The sequence below is a fragment of the Salmonella sp. 32031103-2018-00083-FB-01-SM-01 genome, from assembly GCF_017571995.1.
GTDB lineage: Bacteria > Pseudomonadota > Gammaproteobacteria > Enterobacterales > Enterobacteriaceae > Salmonella > Salmonella enterica.
In genome coordinates this window covers 173,163-191,236 of sequence record NZ_JAGEQL010000005.1, presented here as the reverse complement: position 1 = coordinate 191,236, position 18,074 = coordinate 173,163, and the positions used below count along the sequence as shown (strand labels likewise).

Below are 18,074 nucleotides of genomic sequence, written 5' to 3'. Positions count from 1 at the left end.
ATTAAAACGCATCAGATTTAGCATGTGAATCAATTTGTCCGGCAGGATGCCCTGTAACTCTGCGCTTTGCATTTTTACACATTATAAATGATGTCACGGAAAGATGAAAAATGCGCGTTCTCCCGTATTGACGACGGGGCGTAATGCTGCCAGTGAGAAATATTTAAAAAGGAGCAACCAGAATGTATAACAATGAACCTGGCGCTCAGTCCGATCCAACGTTGGGCTACACTTTTCAAAATGATTTTCTGGCATTAAGCCAGGCGTTTTCTCTACCCGAAATAGATTATACCGATATTTCCCAACGCGAACAGTTGGCGGCGGCGATTAAAAGATGGCCACTCCTGGCTGAATTTGCGCAACCACATTCATTAAGGAAGCCATGAATGGCGATTCTGGGACTGCAGGGCGTGCGCGGCGGGGTGGGAACCACATCTCTCACCGCAGCACTCGCCTGGGCGTTACAAATCTTAGGGGAAAATGTCCTGGTGATTGACGCCAGCCCCGATAACCTGCTGCGCATGTCGTTTAACGTCGACTTTGTCCATCAGGGCGGCTGGGCGCGATCGTTGCTGGACGGCCAGGACTGGCGCGATGCCGGATTACGTTATACCTCACAGCTTGATCTACTGCCGTTTGGACAGCTCACCGCGCAAGAGCGGGAAAATCCGCAGGCCTGGCAGGAGACGCTGGGAGAGATCGGATCGGCTATCCAGGCGCTGAAAGCGAGCGGGCGTTATAGCTGGATTTTACTGGACTTGCCCTACGGCGCGTCACCGCTGACACGGCAGCTGGTGAGCCTCTGCGACCATACGCTGGCGATAGCCCAGGTTGACGCTAACTGCCATATTCGCCTTCATCAGCAGGCGTTGCCTGCCGGGGCGCATATTCTGATCAATGACTTACGCATTGGCAGTCAGTTACAGGACGATCTGTACCAGGTCTGGCTGCAAAGCCAGCGCCGGTTGCTGCCCATTGTGATCCATCGCGATGAGGCGATGGCGGAGTGCATGGCGTCGAAACAACCGTTAGGCGAATATCGCAGCGATTCGTTAGCCGCCGAAGAGGTGTTAACGCTGGCGAACTGGTGCCTGCTGCATGATGCGGGCGACAAAACGTCCGCCGGGAGCCTGCGATGAGCGCCCTTTCCCGGTGGCTGCTTATCCCGCCGGTTAGCGCGCGTTTGAGCGAGCGCTATCAGGGTTACCGCCGCCACGGCGCGTCGCCGTTTAGCGCAGCGCTCGGCTGCCTGTGGATGATTCTGGCGTGGATAGTGTTTCCGCTTGAGCATCCGCGCTGGCAGCGTATTCGCGACGGGCATAAAGCGCTTTATCCGCATATTAACGCCGCCCGCCCGCGCCCGCTGGACCCGGCCCGTTACCTCATTCAGACCCTCTGGCTGGTGATGATCTCGTCGACTAAAGAACGTCATGAACCGCGCTGGCGGTCATTTGCGCGCCTGAAGGACGTTCGTGGACGTTACCATCAATGGATGGATACCTTACCGGAACGGGTGCGCCAAAAGACAACGCATCTGGAAAAGGAAAAAGAGCTGGGACATCTTAGCAACGGCGCCCGGCGTTTTATTCTGGGCGTTATCGTGACCTTTTCACTGATACTGGCGCTGATCTGTATTACGCAGCCATTTAACCCGCTATCGCAATTTATCTTTCTGCTATTGCTGTGGGGCGTTGCGCTGTTGGTACGACGTATGCCGGGACGCTTTTCCGCGCTGATGCTCATCGTGCTGTCGCTAACGGTCTCCTGTCGTTATATCTGGTGGCGCTATACCTCGACGCTAAATTGGGACGACCCGGTCAGTCTGGTGTGCGGGCTGATCCTACTGTTTGCGGAAACCTACGCCTGGATTGTGCTGGTGCTGGGGTACTTCCAGGTGGTGTGGCCGTTAAATCGTCAACCGGTGCCGTTGCCGAAAGAGATGTCGCAGTGGCCGACGGTGGATATTTTTGTACCGACCTATAACGAAGACCTTAACGTGGTCAAAAATACCATTTACGCTTCGCTTGGCATTGACTGGCCGAAGGACAAGCTGAATATCTGGATCCTTGATGACGGCGGACGCGAATCATTTCGTCAGTTTGCCCGGCATGTCGGCGTGCATTACATTGCCCGCGCCACGCATGAACACGCCAAAGCCGGCAACATCAACAATGCGCTAAAACACGCGAAAGGCGAGTTTGTGGCGATCTTCGATTGCGACCATGTGCCGACACGCTCGTTTCTGCAAATGACAATGGGCTGGTTCCTGAAAGAAAAACAGCTGGCGATGATGCAGACGCCGCATCATTTCTTCTCCCCGGACCCGTTTGAGCGCAACCTGGGACGTTTTCGTAAAACGCCTAACGAAGGCACGCTGTTTTATGGACTGGTGCAGGACGGTAACGATATGTGGGACGCCACTTTCTTTTGCGGATCGTGCGCGGTGATTCGCCGTAAGCCGCTGGATGAGATTGGCGGTATCGCCGTTGAGACGGTGACGGAAGATGCGCATACTTCGCTCCGGCTGCACCGGCGAGGTTATACCTCAGCGTATATGCGCATTCCGCAGGCGGCGGGGCTGGCGACGGAAAGCCTGTCGGCGCATATCGGGCAGCGTATTCGTTGGGCGCGGGGCATGGTGCAAATTTTCCGCCTCGATAACCCTCTGTTTGGTAAAGGCTTAAAACTGGCGCAGCGGCTGTGCTACCTCAACGCGATGTTCCATTTCTTGTCCGGCATTCCGCGTCTGATCTTTCTGACCGCGCCGCTGGCTTTTCTGCTGCTGCACGCCTATATCATTTATGCGCCTGCGTTGATGATTGCGCTATTTGTGATACCGCACATGGTCCACGCCAGCCTGACTAACTCGAAGATTCAGGGCAAGTATCGTCACTCTTTCTGGAGTGAAATCTATGAAACGGTACTGGCATGGTATATCGCACCGCCGACTCTGGTCGCGTTGATCAATCCGCACAAAGGGAAATTTAACGTCACGGCGAAAGGCGGGCTGGTGGAAGAGAAGTACGTCGACTGGGTAATCTCGCGTCCGTATATCTTCCTTGTCTTGCTTAACCTGCTCGGCGTGGCGGCGGGCGTATGGCGATACTATTACGGGCCGGAAAATGAAACGCTGACCGTCATCGTTAGCCTGGTGTGGGTCTTCTATAACCTGGTCATTCTCGGCGGCGCGGTTGCGGTTTCGGTAGAGAGTAAACAGGTCAGACGCGCGCATCGGGTCGAGATTGCCATGCCGGGGGCCATCGCCCGTGAAGATGGACATTTGTTCTCCTGTACCGTACATGACTTCTCCGACGGCGGGTTAGGCATCAAGATCAACGGTCAGGCGCAGGTGCTGGAAGGGCAGAAAGTGAATCTGTTGCTTAAACGCGGGCAGCAGGAATATGTCTTTCCAACGCAGGTGGTGCGCGTAACGGGCAATGAGGTCGGACTGCAACTGATGCCGCTCACCACCAAACAACATATTGATTTTGTGCAGTGTACCTTCGCGCGCGCCGATACGTGGGCGCTTTGGCAAGATAGCTTTCCGGAAGATAAACCGCTGGAAAGCTTGCTGGATATTCTGAAGCTGGGCTTCCGCGGATATCGCCACCTCGCGGAGTTCGCGCCGCCTTCAGTAAAAGTAATTTTCCGATCGTTGACGGCGTTAATTGCCTGGATTGTATCGTTTATTCCGCGTCGCCCGGAGCGGCAAGCGGCGATACAGCCGTCGGATCGGGTTATGGCTCAGGCTCAACAATGATGATAATGCGATGAAAAGAAAATTGTCCTGGATTTGTGCGGCGGTAATAGGATTAAGCGCGTTTCCTGCTTTCATGACGGCGGCGGCGCCTGCTACGCCGCCATTGATAAATGCTGAACCCACCGAGCCTGCGCCGTCGCCCGCAACTCAGGCGCCCGTCGTGGCGCAGACCGCGCCTTCGCGCGAGGTCAAGCTGACCTTTGCGCAAATCGCGCCGCCGCCGGGCAGTATGGCGCTGCGTGGCGTTAACCCTAACGGCGGCATTGAATTTGGTATGCGCAGCGATGAAGTGGCGTCGAAAGCGGTGCTGAATCTGGAATATACGCCCTCGCCGTCGCTCCTGCCGGTTCAGTCGCAGCTCAAGGTTTATCTCAATGATGAACTGATGGGCGTACTGCCGGTGACAAAAGAGCAGTTGGGGAAAAAGACGCTGGCGCAGGTACCTATCAATCCGCTATTTATCACCGACTTTAACCGGGTGCGGCTGGAGTTTGTCGGCCACTATCGCGACGTGTGTGAAAACCCGGCCAGCAGTACTCTGTGGTTAGACATCGGGCGAAATAGCGCCCTGGATCTGACCTATAACATGCTGGCGGTGAATAACGATCTGTCCCACTTCCCGGTGCCGTTTTTTGATCCGCGGGATAACCGTCCGGTGACGTTGCCGATAGTGTTTGCTGACATGCCGGATCTGGCGCAGCAGCAGGCGGCTTCTATTGTCGCGTCCTGGTTTGGCTCGCGGGCGGGCTGGCGCGGTCAGCGCTTCCCGGTGTTGTATAATCACCTGCCGGATCGCAATGCGATCGTGTTCGCCACCAACGATCGACGCCCCGATTTCCTGCGCGATCATCCTGCGGTTAACGCGCCGGTTATCGAGATGATGAGCCATCCGGATAATCCGTATGTGAAGTTGCTGGTTGTGTTTGGTCGAGATGATAAAGACCTGTTGCAGGCGGCAAAAGGTATCGCGCAAGGGAATATTCTCTTCCGTGGTTCCAGCGTGGTGGTCAACGATGTAAAACCGCTGCTGGCGCGCAAACCGTATGATGCGCCGAACTGGGTGCGTACCGATCGCCCGGTCACTTTTGGCGAGCTGAAAACCTATGAAGAGCAGCTCCAGTCGAGTGGGCTGGAGCCGGCGCCCATCAACGTTTCTTTGAATCTGCCGCCGGACCTCTATTTGCTGCGTAGCAACGGTATTGATATGGATCTCAACTACCGTTATACCTCGCCGCCGACCAAAGACAGTTCACGGCTGGATATCAGTCTGAATAACCAGTTCCTGCAAGCCTTTAGCCTTAATAGCACGCAGGAAACTAATCGACTCCTGTTGCGCTTGCCGGTACTTCAGGGACTGCTGGATGGTAAAACGGATGTGTCTATTCCGGCGCTCAAACTGGGGGCGATGAACCAACTACGTTTTGACTTCCGCTACATGAACCCGATGCCGGGCGGGTCGGTGGACAACTGTATTACCTTCCAGCCGGTACCGAATCATGTGGTGATAGGGGATGACTCCACTATCGATTTTTCGAAATATTACCACTTTATCGCGATGCCGGATTTACGCGCGTTCGCCAATGCGGGTTTCCCGTTCAGCCGGATGGCCGACCTGTCTGACACGCTGGCGGTGATGCCGAAGACCCCAACCGAAGCGCAAATGGAAACGCTGCTGAATACGGTCGGCGCCATTGGCGGGCAGACCGGTTTCCCGGCAATTAATCTGACCATCACCGATGATAGCGCTCAGATAGCCGACAAAGACGCCGATCTGCTGATTATTGGCGCTATTCCGGGCAAGCTAAAAGATGATAAGCGTATCGATCTGTTGGTGCAGGCGACACAAAGCTGGGTAAAAACCCCGATGCGGCAGACCGCTTTCCCGTCGATTATGCCGGATGAGGCCGATCGCGCGGCGGATGCGCAGTCCACCGTCACCGCCAGCGGCCCGATGGCGGCGGTGGTGGGCTTCCAGTCGCCGTTTAATGATCAGCGCAGCGTGATTGCTCTGCTGGCTGACAGCCCGCGCGGTTACCAGCTACTGAACGACGCTGTGAACGACAGCGGTAAACGCGCCGCGATGTTTGGTTCCGTGGCAGTGATCCGCGAGTCCGGCGTTCACAGTCTGCGCGTTGGCGATATCTATTACGTCGGACATCTGCCGTGGTTTGAGCGGCTGTGGTATGCGCTGGCGAATCACCCGGTGCTGCTGGCGGTACTGGCGGCCCTCAGTGTGGTATTACTGGCGTGGGTATTGTGGCGTCTGCTACGTATTCTCAGTCGCCGTCGTCTCGACCCTGACCATGAGTAACGCATGATGACTATGCTGCGCGGATGGATAACGATGCTCGTCATGCTGACGGCAATAAATGCGCAGGCAGCCTGTAGCTGGCCTGCGTGGGAACAGTTCAAGAAAGATTACATTAGCCAGCAGGGACGCGTTATCGATCCGGGCGATGCGCGAAAAATTACCACCTCCGAAGGGCAAAGCTACGCCATGTTCTTTGCCCTGGCAGCGAACGATCGACCGGCGTTCGCGCAACTGTTTAACTGGACGCAAAACAATCTGGCGCAGGGATCGCTGCGTGAACATCTGCCCGCCTGGCTGTGGGGGCAAAAAGATCCCGACACCTGGTCGGTGCTGGACAGCAACTCCGCGTCCGACGGCGATATCTGGATGGCATGGTCGCTGCTGGAGGCCGGTCGTCTGTGGAAAGAGACGCGTTATACCGAGGTGGGCACGGCGTTGCTAAAACGCATCGCCCGCGAAGAGGTCGTGAATGTGCCGGGGCTGGGCTCAATGCTGCTACCTGGCAAAATCGGCTTTGCCGAGGCGAATAGCTGGCGTTTTAACCCAAGCTATCTGCCGCCGCAGTTGGCGCAATACTTTAGCCGTTTTGGCGCGCCGTGGTCGACGCTACGGGAAACCAATTTGCGGCTTTTGCTGGAAACCGCGCCGAAAGGTTTCTCGCCGGACTGGGTGCGTTATGAAAGCAAGCAAGGCTGGCAGTTGAAAGCGGAAAAGACGCTGATCAGTAGCTACGATGCGATTCGCGTCTATTTATGGGCGGGAATGATGCATGATGGCGATCCGCAAAAAGCGCGTTTACTGGCGCGATTTAAACCGATGGCGACGTTAACGATGAAAAACGGCGTTCCACCGGAGAAAGTGGATGTCGTCAGCGGGAACGCGCAAGGGACGGGGCCGGTCGGGTTTTCCGCCGCCTTACTGCCTTTCCTGCAAAATCGCGACGCCCAGGCCGTGCAGCGACAGCGGGTCGCAGACCATTTTCCTGGCAGCGATGCCTATTACAACTATGTGCTGACTCTCTTTGGACAAGGCTGGGATCAGCACCGTTTTCGCTTCACCGTCAAAGGTGAATTATTACCTGACTGGGGCCAGGAATGCGTAAGTTCACGTTAAGTCTCATGCACGCTTTTTTGCCGGCTGGCGGTCGAAATGCCTTACCTGGCAAAAGGGGCGTTTCTCGGGCATTGTTGGGTTTATCGCTTGGTATGGCGCTAACACCGCTTGCCGGCGCAGCGACCTCCGCGCAGCAACAGTTGCTGGAGCAGGTTCGGCTGGGCGAGGCCACGCACCGTGAGGACTTAGTCCGTCAGTCGCTCTATCGCCTGGAGCTGATCGACCCCAATGATCCACAGGTTATCGCCGCCCGTTTCCGCTATCTGTTGCGTCAGGGGGATAGCGACGGGGCGCAGAAGCTACTTGACCGGCTGGCGCAACTGGCGCCGGAGTCGACGGCGTATCAATCTTCCCGCACCGCGATGCTGCTCTCCACGCCGCAAGGACGCCAGTCTTTGCAGGAGGCGCGTTTACTGGCGACGACCGGCCATACTGAACAAGCGATCGCCAGCTACGACAAGCTGTTTAAAGGTTATCCGCCGGAGGGCGAACTGGCGGTCGAATACTGGACGACCGTGGCGAAATTGCCCGCCCGCCGTCACGAAGCGATTAACCAGCTACAGAAAATCAATGCCGTCAGTCCGGGTAATAACGCTCTGCAAAATGCGCTGGCGCAACTGTTGTTCGCCAGCGGGCGGCGCGATGAGGGATTCGCGGTGCTAAAACAGATGGCGAAATCCAGTACGGGACGCAGCGCGGCCTCCGCCATCTGGTACCAGCAGATAAAAGATCTCCCGGTGAGCGACGCCAGCGTAAAAGCGTTGCAAGACTATCTGACGCAGTTTAGCGAAGGCGATAGCGTGTCTGCCGCCCGCGCCCAGCTTAGCGAGCAGCAAAAACAGTTAGCCGATCCGGCGTTCCGCGCGCGCTCGCAGGGCATCGCGGCGGTTAATGCCGGAGAAGGCGGCAACGCTATTGCGCAATTGCAGCAGGCGGTAAGCGCCCGGCAGGACGACAGCGAGGCGGTCGGCGCGCTGGGGCAGGCATACTCACAGCGTGGCGATCGCGCCCGCGCCGTCGTGCAGTTTGAAAAAGCGCTGGCGATGGCGCCGCACAGCAGCAGCCGCGATAAGTGGGAGAGTCTGCTGAAGGTCAATCGCTACTGGCTGTTAATTCAGCAGGGCGACGCGGCCTTAAAAGCGAATAATCTGGCCCAGGCGGAGCGTTTCTATCAGCAGGCGCGAGCAGTGGATAACACCGACAGCTACGCTGTGCTGGGGCTGGGGGATGTGGCGATGGCGCGCAAAGATAATGCCGCCGCCGAACGTTATTATCAGCAGACGCTGCGTATGGATAGCGGTAATACAAATGCTGTACGCGGGCTGGCGAATCTTTATCGCCAGCAGTCGCCGCAAAAAGCCGCCGCGTTTATCGCTTCTCTTTCCGCCAGCCAGCGGCGCAGTATCGACGATATCGAACGCAGTCTGGAAAATGACCGTCTGGCGCAGCAGGCGGAAACACTGGAAAGCGAGGGCAAATGGGCGCAGGCCGCAGAACTGCACCGTCGTCGGCTGGCATTAGATCCGGGGAGCGTGTGGGTGACGTACCGACTGTCACGCGATCTGTGGCAGGCCGGGCAGCACGCCCAGGCCGATGCGCAAATGCGCTCTCTGGCGCAGCAGAAGCCAAACGATCCGGAACAGGTCTATGCTTATGGGCTTTATCTTTCCGGCAGCGATCGGGACCGGGCGGCGCTGGCGCATCTCAATACCCTGCCGACCAGCCAGTGGAACAGCAATATTCAGGAACTGGCGGGCCGATTGCAAAGTAACCAGGTGCTGGAAAGCGCTAACCGCTTGCGCGATAGCGGCAAAGAACGCGAAGCGGAAGCGTTGTTACGTCAGCAGCCTCCCTCTACGCGCATTGCGTTAACGTTGGCGGACTGGGCGCAGCAGCGTGGCGATAATGCAGCGGCCCGCGCCGCTTATGACGCTGTTCTGGCGCGGGAACCGGGTAATGTCGATGCCATGCTGGGGCGGGTGGAAATCGACATCGCACAGGGCGATAACGCCGCGGCGCGCGCTCAACTGGCGGCGCTGCCTGCGTCGCAAATCACCTCTCTTAACATGCAGCGCCGCGTCGCGCAGGCGCAGCTCCAGCTTGGCGATATCACGGCGGCGGCGCGGACCTTCAACCGCATTACGCCGCAGGCAAAAGCACAGCCGCCATCAATGGAAAGCGCGATGGTATTGCGTGACGCCGCCGCTTTTCAGGCGCAAACGGGCGAGCCGCAGCGGGCGCTGGAGACCTACAAAGACGCAATGGTCGCCGCGGCGATTACGCCGGTTCGTCCCCAGGATAACGATACCTTTACCCGCCTGACGCACAATGATGAAAAAGATGACTGGCTAAAACGCGGCGTGCGTAGCGATGCGGCGGAGTTGTACCGTCAGCAGGATCTCAATGTCACGTTGGCGCACGATTATTGGGGGTCGAGCGGGACTGGCGGCTACTCCGATCTGAAGGCGCATACCACGATGCTTCAGGTGGATGCGCCCTGGTCGGACGGGCGGGCGTTCTTTCGTACTGATATGGTGAATATGGATGTTGGCCGCTTCTCTACGGATGCGGATGGAAAATACGATAATAACTGGGGTACCTGTACGCTGGAGAAATGCAGCGGACATCGTAGCCAGGCCGATACGGGCGCGAGCGTGGCGGTCGGCTGGCAGAATGAGACCTGGCGCTGGGATATCGGCACGACGCCGATGGGCTTTAATGTCGTTGATGTGGTCGGCGGCGTCAGCTATAGCGACGATATCGGGCCGTTGGGTTATACCCTGAACGCGCATCGTCGCCCGATCTCCAGCTCGCTGCTGGCGTTTGGCGGGCAAAAGGACGCCAGCAGCAATACCGGCACCAAATGGGGCGGCGTGCGGGCCAACGGCGGCGGCGTCAGTCTCAGCTATGATAAAGGCGAAGCAAACGGTGTTTGGGCGTCGCTCAGCGGCGACCAGTTGAGCGGTAAAAATGTGGAAGATAACTGGCGCGTGCGCTGGATGACCGGTTATTACTATAAGGTGATTAACGAGAATAACCGCCGCGTTACCGTCGGGCTGAATAACATGATCTGGCATTACGACAAAGATCTGAGCGGTTATTCACTGGGTCAGGGCGGTTATTATAGCCCGCAGGAATACCTGTCGTTTGCGGTGCCGGTGATGTGGCGGCAGCGTACGGAAAACTGGTCGTGGGAGCTAGGCGGCTCGGTATCCTGGTCGCACTCCCGCAACCGTACCATGCCGCGTTATCCGCTGATGAATTTGATCCCGGCGGATTATGAGGAGGATGCGCGTGACCAGACCAACGGCGGCGGTAGCAGCCAGGGATTTGGCTATACCGCACGGGCGCTCATTGAACGCCGGGTCACTGCCAACTGGTTTGTGGGTACGGCTGTCGATATTCAGCAGGCGAAAGACTATACCCCCAGTCATCTGCTGCTGTATGTCCGTTATTCCGCGGCGGGCTGGCAGGGGGATATGGATTTACCGCCGCAGCCTCTGGTGCCTTACGCTGACTGGTAATTATTGCGTCAGGCCTACGTATTGACAGGCGTCGTAGGCCTGAGAAGCGCAGCGCCATCAGACGCTATTATTAACCGTTATTCAGAAAAGTCCTTTTCAGATACAGCCTCTCTTAATGCCGCTGCAATCGGGTATACTCAGGCGGCAGTCCGGGATATCCAGGGAGAGTCAATTTGCGCGTCAGCCGCTCGTTAACAATTAAACAGATGGCAATGGTTGCGGCCGTTGTCATGGTGTTTGTTTTTGTCTTTTGCACCGTTTTGTTGTTCCATCTGGTACAGCAGAACCGCTACAACACGGCTACGCAACTGGAAAGCATCGCGCGATCTGTTCGGGAACCTCTTTCTTCCGCGATTTTAAAAGCGGATCTCCCCGGCGCGGAAACCATTCTGGAAAGTATTAAACCTGCGGGCGTGGTGAGTCGCGCCGATGTGGTATTGCCGAATCAGTTCCAGGCGTTGCGTAAGCGCTTCATTCCTGAACGCCCCGTCCCGGTTATGGTGACGCGTCTCTTCGAACTGCCGGTACAAATTTCTTTGCCGGTTTATTCGCTGGAGCGTCCCGCCAATCCGCAACCGCTGGCCTACCTTGTATTGCAGGCGGATTCGTACCGTATGTACAAATTCGTCATGAGCGCGCTCTCTACGTTAGTGACCATTTACTTACTTTTATCGCTGATCCTGACGGTGGCCATCGCCTGGTGCGTAAACCGCCTGATTGTGCATCCGCTGCGCAAAATCGCCCGCGAGCTGAACGACATTCCGCAGCAGGAGCTGATCGGACATCAGCTGGCGTTGCCGCGTCTGCATCAGGATGATGAAATTGGGATGCTGGTGCGCAGCTATAACCTCAACCAGCAGCTTATGCAGCGTCAACGCGAGGAGCAAACGGACAACGCGATGCGTTTTCCGGTTTCCGAGCTGCCCAATAAAGCCTTTTTAATGGCGCTGCTGGAACAGGTTATCACCCGCCAACAGACCACCGCGCTTATTATCGTGACGTGCGAAACGTTGCGTGACACGGCAGGCGTGCTGCAAGAAACGCAGCGGGAGATTCTATTACTGACGTTGGTTGAGAAGCTGAAGTCGGTGCTGGCGCCGCGCATGGTGCTTACGCAGGTCAGCGGCTATGACTTTGCCATTATCGCCCACGGCGTCAAAGAGCCGTGGCACGCCATCACATTAGGTCAGCAAATACTCACTATCATTAATGAACGACTACCCATTCAGGGTATTCAACTGCGCCCAAGCTGCAGTATTGGCATTGCGATGTATTATGGCGATCTGACCGCCGAAGAGCTCTATGGTCGCGCCGTCTCCGCCGCGTTTACCGCGCGCCGAAAAGGTAAAAATCAGATCCAGTTCTTTGACCCGGCGCAGATGGAGGCCGCTCAACAGCGCCTTACCGAAGAGAGCGATATCCTTACCGCGCTGGATAACCATCAGTTTGCCATTTGGCTGCAGCCGCAGGTCGAGATGCGCAGCGGCAACGTATTAAGCGCCGAAGCCTTGTTACGTATGCAGCAGCCGGACGGTAGCTGGGAATTGCCGGAGGGGCTGATTGAGCGCATTGAATCCTGCGGCCTGATGGTCACGGTGGGCCATTGGGTGCTGGAAGAGTCCTGCCGCCAGCTTGCCGCCTGGCAGGAGCGCGGCGTGACATTGCCGCTCTCCGTCAATCTTTCCGCGTTACAGCTCATGCACCCTGGCATGGTATCGGAGCTGTTGGAATTGTTAAACCGCTATCGTATTCAACCAGGTACGCTGATTCTTGAGGTCACTGAAAGCCGCCGTATCGACGATCCGCACGCTGCCGTCGCCATCTTACGTCCGTTACGTAATGCTGGCGTGCGTATCGCACTGGATGATTTTGGCATGGGTTACGCGGGGCTGCGCCAGTTACAGCATATGAAGTCGCTACCGGTCGATATCCTTAAAATTGATAAAATGTTTGTCGATGGGTTACCAGATGATCACAGTATGGTGACGGCGATTATCCTGATGGCCCGCAGTCTTAATTTACAATTGATTGCCGAGGGCGTGGAGAACGAGGCACAACGCGCGTGGCTGGAACAGGCTGGAGTCAACGTCGCGCAAGGCTTCCTGTTTGCTCGGCCCGTTCCCGCGGATATCTTTGAAGAACGGTATCTGTCGCACGAAAATCCTGATTACAAAAGTTAAAAAAGGTCGCGCTTGTGCGAGCCAGCTCAAACTTTTTAACATTTTTGTTTCAATTATGATCCTGGCGCATTTCTGTCATGTTGTGTGGGTGTTATTTTAAGGCCGCAGGTTACTCATAACCTTACAAGACCTGTGGTTTTTACTTCAAGGACACCCTATGAAAACCTCTCTGTTCAAAAGTCTTTATTTTCAGGTCCTGACAGCAATCGCCATTGGTATTCTCCTTGGCCATTACTATCCTGAACTGGGCGCACAAATGAAACCGCTTGGCGACGCGTTCGTTAAGCTCATTAAGATGATCATCGCTCCTGTCATTTTCTGTACTGTCGTGACGGGCATCGCAGGCATGGAAAGCATGAAAGCGGTGGGCCGTACCGGCGCGGTCGCGCTGCTTTACTTTGAAATTGTCAGTACGATTGCGCTGATTATCGGTCTTATCATCGTCAACGTCGTGCAGCCTGGCGCCGGGATGAACGTCGATCCGGCAACGCTGGATGCGCAGGCGGTGGCCGTTTATGCCGCACAAGCCAAGGAGCAGGGCATTATTGCCTTCCTGATGGATGTTATACCGGGCAGTGTGATCGGCGCGTTTGCCAGCGGCAACATTCTGCAGGTCTTACTGTTTGCGGTGTTGTTTGGTTTTGCGCTGCACCGTTTGGGCAGCAAAGGCCAGCTCATTTTCAATGTGATTGAGAGTTTTTCGCAGGTCATTTTCGGCATCATCAATATGATCATGCGCCTGGCGCCGATTGGCGCATTCGGCGCGATGGCCTTCACCATCGGTAAATACGGCGTCGGTTCTCTGGTGCAACTGGGGCAGCTCATTATCTGCTTCTATATCACCTGTATTCTCTTCGTGGTGGTGGTGCTGGGGACGATTGCACGGGTAACGGGCTTTAGCATTTTTAAATTTATTCGCTATATCCGGGAAGAATTACTCATTGTGCTCGGCACCTCCTCTTCCGAGTCAGCGTTGCCGCGTATGCTCGATAAGATGGAAAAACTGGGGTGCCGTAAGTCGGTGGTAGGGCTGGTGATCCCGACGGGGTATTCGTTCAACCTCGATGGCACCTCTATCTACCTGACGATGGCGGCGGTGTTTATCGCCCAGGCGACCAACAGCCATATGGATATCTTCCACCAGATAACGCTGCTGGTCGTGCTGCTGCTATCGTCAAAAGGCGCCGCGGGCGTGACCGGAAGCGGCTTTATTGTGCTGGCGGCCACTATCTCCGCCGTAGGCCATTTACCGGTTGCGGGACTGGCGTTAATCCTCGGTATCGACCGCTTTATGTCCGAAGCGCGCGCGCTGACTAACCTGGTGGGTAACGGCGTGGCGACGGTGGTGGTTGCCAAATGGGTGAAAGAGTTAGATCACCAAAAGCTGGACGATGTGCTTAATAATCGTGCGCCGGATGGCAAAACGCACGAAATTTCCTCCTAATCTCGCCACTTATGCCCGTAGTCCCTTCCAGGACTGCGGGTGTTTGCGCATAATTGACCCCTGCGCCCAAAGCATACAGCATGATGCTTAGGGATTATTTCACTTCTTCCGTGACATTTTTAGGTTCTCGCGGTCTAACACGAAGTGTTTTTACGTCATATTCAGGCATCCCTGCCGGGGCTGTCTTTTTATTACCAGGATTGTTGATCAGGGGTTCACATGCAGGGCACAAAAATTCGACTCTTAGCGGGCAGTCTGTTGATGCTGGCCTCTGCCGGCTATGTGCAGGCAGATGCGCTCCAGCCCGATCCGGCATGGCAACAGGGGACGCTGGCTAATGGGTTACAGTGGCAAGTGTTGGCTACGCCTCAGCGCCCCAGCGATCGTATTGAAGTTCGTCTCCAGGTTAATACCGGTTCGCTCACCGAAAGTACGCAACAGAGCGGGTTCAGCCATGCGATTCCCCGTATCGCGCTGACGCAAAGCGGTGGTCTGGATGCCGCACAGGCACGTTCTTTATGGCAGCAAGGGTTTGATCCGAAACGTCCCATGCCGCCCGTTATTGTTTCTTATGATTCCACGCTCTATAACCTCAGTTTACCCAATAACCGTAACGATCTGCTGAAAGAAGCGCTGACCTATCTGGCTAACGTCTCCGGTAAATTAACCATTACGCCAGAGACGGTGAATCATGCGTTAAGCAGCGAAGATATGGTTGCGACGTGGCCAGCAGATACTAAAGAGGGCTGGTGGCGTTATCGGCTGAAAGGGTCAGCGTTATTGGGGCACGATCCCGCGGAACCGTTAAAGCAACCGGTAGACGCAGCCAAAATTCAGGCTTTCTATGAAAAATGGTACACCCCGGATGCCATGACGCTGATTGTTGTCGGCAACATTGATGCGCGCTCCGTCGCCGAGCAGATCAATAAAACGTTCGGTACGCTGAAAGGTAAACGCGAAACGCCCGCCCCGGTGCCGACGCTTTCGCCGCTGCGGGCGGAATCAGTGAGCATTATGACCGATGCGGTGCGCCAGGATCGTCTCTCCATTATGTGGGATACGCCGTGGCAACCGATTCGCGAGTCGGCGGCGCTGTTGCGCTACTGGCAGGCGGATCTGGCGCGCGAAGCGCTGTTCTGGCATATCCAGCAAGAGCTTACTAAAAATAACGCGAAAGATATTGGTCTGGGGTTTGACTGCCGGGTTCTGTTTCTGCGCGCGCAGTGCGCCATCAACATTGAATCACCTAATGATAAGCTCAATACCAATTTGAGCCTGGTGGCGAATGAACTGGCGAAAGTACGCGACAAAGGTTTGTCGGAAGAGGAGTTTACTGCGCTGGTGGCGCAGAAAAATCTCGAATTGCAAAAGCTGTTCGCGACCTACGCGCGTACCGATACTGACATTTTGACTGGACAGCGTATGCGCTCGCTGCAGAATCAAGTGGTGGATATCGCGCCGGAGCAGTATCAGAAGCTGCGCCAGAATTTCCTCAACAGCCTGACCGTCGATATGCTCAATCAGAATCTACGTCAGCAGCTATCGCAGGAGATGGCATTAATTTTGCTGCAACCGCAAGGCGAGCCGGAATTTAATATGAAGGCGTTAAAGGCGACGTGGGATGAAATCATGGTCCCGACTACTGCCGCCGCTGTTGAAGCAGATGAGGCGCATCCGGAAGTGACGGAGACACCGGCGGCACAGTAAGCTGCCGCCTGTCGGCCCGGTAAGCGCAGCGCCACCGGGCAAGAGCGAATGATTTACTGCGGCATCGCGTCGTGCGGAATAATGGCCCCACGGTACTGAATCACCGTGCTGGCCGTCAGGTGTCCGCGCTTCGCGGCATCCGTCGCGCTGCCGCCCGTCAAACGAACGGCCAGATAACCGGCGCTGAAGGAGTCGCCTGCGGCAGTGGTGTCTATCACTTTCTCTTTCGGCAGTTTCACTGCCGGAACGTCAATGAGCGCCTCGCCCTGAATCGAGACCAGGCATGAGTCCGCCCCGCGTTTTACCACCACTTCCTGCACGCCTGCCGCATGGGTGCGGGCAATGACCTCTTCCACGGGTTGCTGACCCCATAGCGCGTCTTCATCGTCCAGTGTCAGGAAGGCGATATCAGTACATTCCAGCATCTTTTGATAGACCTGCTGCGTTTCTTCGCGACTTGTCCATAAACGCGGGCGATAGTTATTATCAAAAATGACTTTCCCGCCGTTGGCCCGACATTCACGCAATAAAGACAGCAGCTTATCACGGCTGGTCGGGCTTAAAATCGCGAGGCTAATGCCGCTCAGGTAGAGATAATCGAAGGTCGCCAGCGCCTCGCAGATAGCCGCTGACTGCTCGCTCTCCAGCCAGAATTTCGCTGCCGCTTCGTTACGCCAGTAGTAGAAGGTACGCTCGCCAGTATCATCGGTTTCGATGTAATAGAGGCCTGGCAGGCGATTTTCCATCCGCTGCGTTAGCGAGGTATCCACATTTTCATGCTGCCACGCCTCCAGCATCTGTTGGCTGAAACTGTCAGTACCCAGCGCCGTCACATAGTGAACGGCCAGAGCGGCAGAATCGACCTGACGGGCAATATAAACGGAGGTATTCAGCGTGTCGCCGCCGAAGCCGCGCTGAACATCAGCGCCTTTCTGCGACAGCTCAATCATGCATTCGCCAATCACGGCAATCTTTTTAGACATAGTCGTGAACCTGATCTGTAAAAATTAGCGTTAGTGTGCGCTGTGGATGTTTAGTGGTCAATAATATTAAAACATCGGTCCATTATTTTTTTGAGCAAGTGCGTATTTTTGACAAGTTTCGTGGTCTGTTTTTATTTTGCCAGGGACTGAGGGTAAAGTTCTCTGCCTGAACGCCGATAACCTTTGACGAGTCCGGACAGTCACACTCCCATTAACAGGACAACTGAGATGATAAAGCAGGTTATCCAGCAGCTACGCGTTCCTGATGCAGGTATAGAAAATTTGCAGGAACGGCGCTATTGGCTGCAATGCGAGCGTGCCTATACTTACCAGCCGATATACCAGACGGATGGCCGTCTGATGGCGGTTGAACTTCTCACTGTCGTCACCCATCCTGATAACCCTTCCAGACGTATTGCCCCGGATCGTTATTTCGCGGAGTTAGCGGTTCGACACCGCATTGACGTAGTGAAAGAACAACTTCATCAGCTTGAACAAAAAGCGGATTTTTTCACTCGCCATCACTTATTGGCATCAGTCAATGTTGACGGTCCTACGCTGATTGCCATGCGACGACAGCCGGACATTCTGGCAGCGATGGAGCGCTTACCCTGGCTGCGTTTCGAACTGGTGGAACATATTCGTTTGCCGAAAGACTCCTCTTTCGCCTCGATGTGTGAGTTCGGCCCGCTGTGGCTGGATGATTTTGGTACCGGTATGGCCAATTTTTCAGCGCTGAGCGAAGTGCGTTATGACTACATTAAAGTGGCGCGCGAGCTGTTCGTCATGCTGCGCCAGTCCGCGGAGGGGCGCAACCTGTTCATTCTGCTGCTGCAACTGATGAACCGCTACTGCCGCGGCGTTATTGTCGAGGGCGTGGAGACGCTGGAAGAGTGGCGTGATGTGCAGCGTTCGCCCGCCTTTGCCGCCCAGGGCTATTTTCTTTCTCGACCCGTGCCGCTGATATCGCTCGAAGAGGTGATTCTGACCCTGTAATGCCAGACTGTTCCCGTAATACGTGGTATTACGAGGCGCGGTCATCCTCCTTTTTC

The 18,074-nt window shown here is 55.8% G+C and carries 11 protein-coding genes; 10 read left to right on the top strand and 1 reads right to left on the bottom strand.

All coding sequences use genetic code 11. From position 1 onward, the window contains the following. Positions 1–182 precede the first annotated feature (182 nt). From bcsR to J4614_RS15825, 9 genes are all read left to right on the top strand, one after another. Positions 183–386, top strand: coding sequence for a cellulose biosynthesis protein BcsR (gene bcsR / locus J4614_RS15865; RefSeq protein ID WP_000282616.1), 204 nt, complete (start codon positions 183–185; stop codon positions 384–386). After that, positions 387–1,139, top strand: coding sequence for a cellulose biosynthesis protein BcsQ (gene bcsQ, locus J4614_RS15860; protein ID WP_000996118.1), 753 nt, complete (start codon positions 387–389; stop codon positions 1,137–1,139). Further along, entirely contained in the window at positions 1,136–3,760 is a 2,625-nt protein-coding gene (bcsA, locus tag J4614_RS15855) for a UDP-forming cellulose synthase catalytic subunit (protein ID WP_001275331.1), read from the top strand. The genes bcsQ and bcsA overlap by 4 nt, the downstream gene beginning before the upstream one ends. A gap of 10 nt (positions 3,761–3,770) precedes the next feature. Further along, on the top strand, positions 3,771–6,071 hold the full coding sequence (gene bcsB / locus J4614_RS15850; protein ID WP_080232103.1) for a cellulose biosynthesis cyclic di-GMP-binding regulatory protein BcsB: 2,301 nt from the start codon (positions 3,771–3,773) through the stop codon (positions 6,069–6,071). 3 nt (positions 6,072–6,074) lie between these two features. Then, complete coding sequence (gene bcsZ / locus J4614_RS15845) at positions 6,075–7,184, top strand: cellulose synthase complex periplasmic endoglucanase BcsZ (RefSeq protein WP_000988811.1); 1,110 nt, start codon at positions 6,075–6,077, stop codon at positions 7,182–7,184. Next, a complete protein-coding gene (gene bcsC / locus J4614_RS15840) occupies positions 7,166–10,708 on the top strand; it encodes a cellulose synthase complex outer membrane protein BcsC (protein WP_208293235.1) in 3,543 nt (1,180 codons plus the stop codon). Before bcsZ ends, bcsC begins: the two co-directional genes overlap by 19 nt. A 173-nt stretch (positions 10,709–10,881) precedes the next feature. Then, positions 10,882–12,888 (top strand): biofilm formation regulator HmsP, encoded by a 2,007-nt coding sequence (gene hmsP / locus J4614_RS15835; protein ID WP_001266362.1) that lies wholly within the window; start codon positions 10,882–10,884, stop codon positions 12,886–12,888. 157 nt (positions 12,889–13,045) lie between these two features. After that, on the top strand, positions 13,046–14,332 hold the full coding sequence (gene dctA, locus J4614_RS15830) for a C4-dicarboxylate transporter DctC (protein ID WP_000858228.1): 1,287 nt from the start codon (positions 13,046–13,048) through the stop codon (positions 14,330–14,332). Between the two features lie 219 nt (positions 14,333–14,551). Next, positions 14,552–16,039, top strand: a complete 1,488-nt coding sequence (locus J4614_RS15825; protein WP_001163182.1) for a pitrilysin family protein — start codon at positions 14,552–14,554, stop codon at positions 16,037–16,039. A gap of 53 nt (positions 16,040–16,092) precedes the next feature. On the opposite strand, the gene J4614_RS15820 is transcribed toward J4614_RS15825, so the two are convergent. Beyond that, positions 16,093–17,022 (bottom strand): sugar kinase, encoded by a 930-nt coding sequence (locus J4614_RS15820; RefSeq protein WP_000037575.1) that lies wholly within the window; start codon positions 17,020–17,022, stop codon positions 16,093–16,095. 228 nt (positions 17,023–17,250) lie between these two features. On the opposite strand from J4614_RS15820, the gene pdeH reads away from it, so the two are divergent. Then, positions 17,251–18,018, top strand: coding sequence for a cyclic-guanylate-specific phosphodiesterase (pdeH, locus tag J4614_RS15815; protein WP_000595623.1), 768 nt, complete (start codon positions 17,251–17,253; stop codon positions 18,016–18,018). The last annotated feature ends 56 nt before the right edge of the window (positions 18,019–18,074 follow it).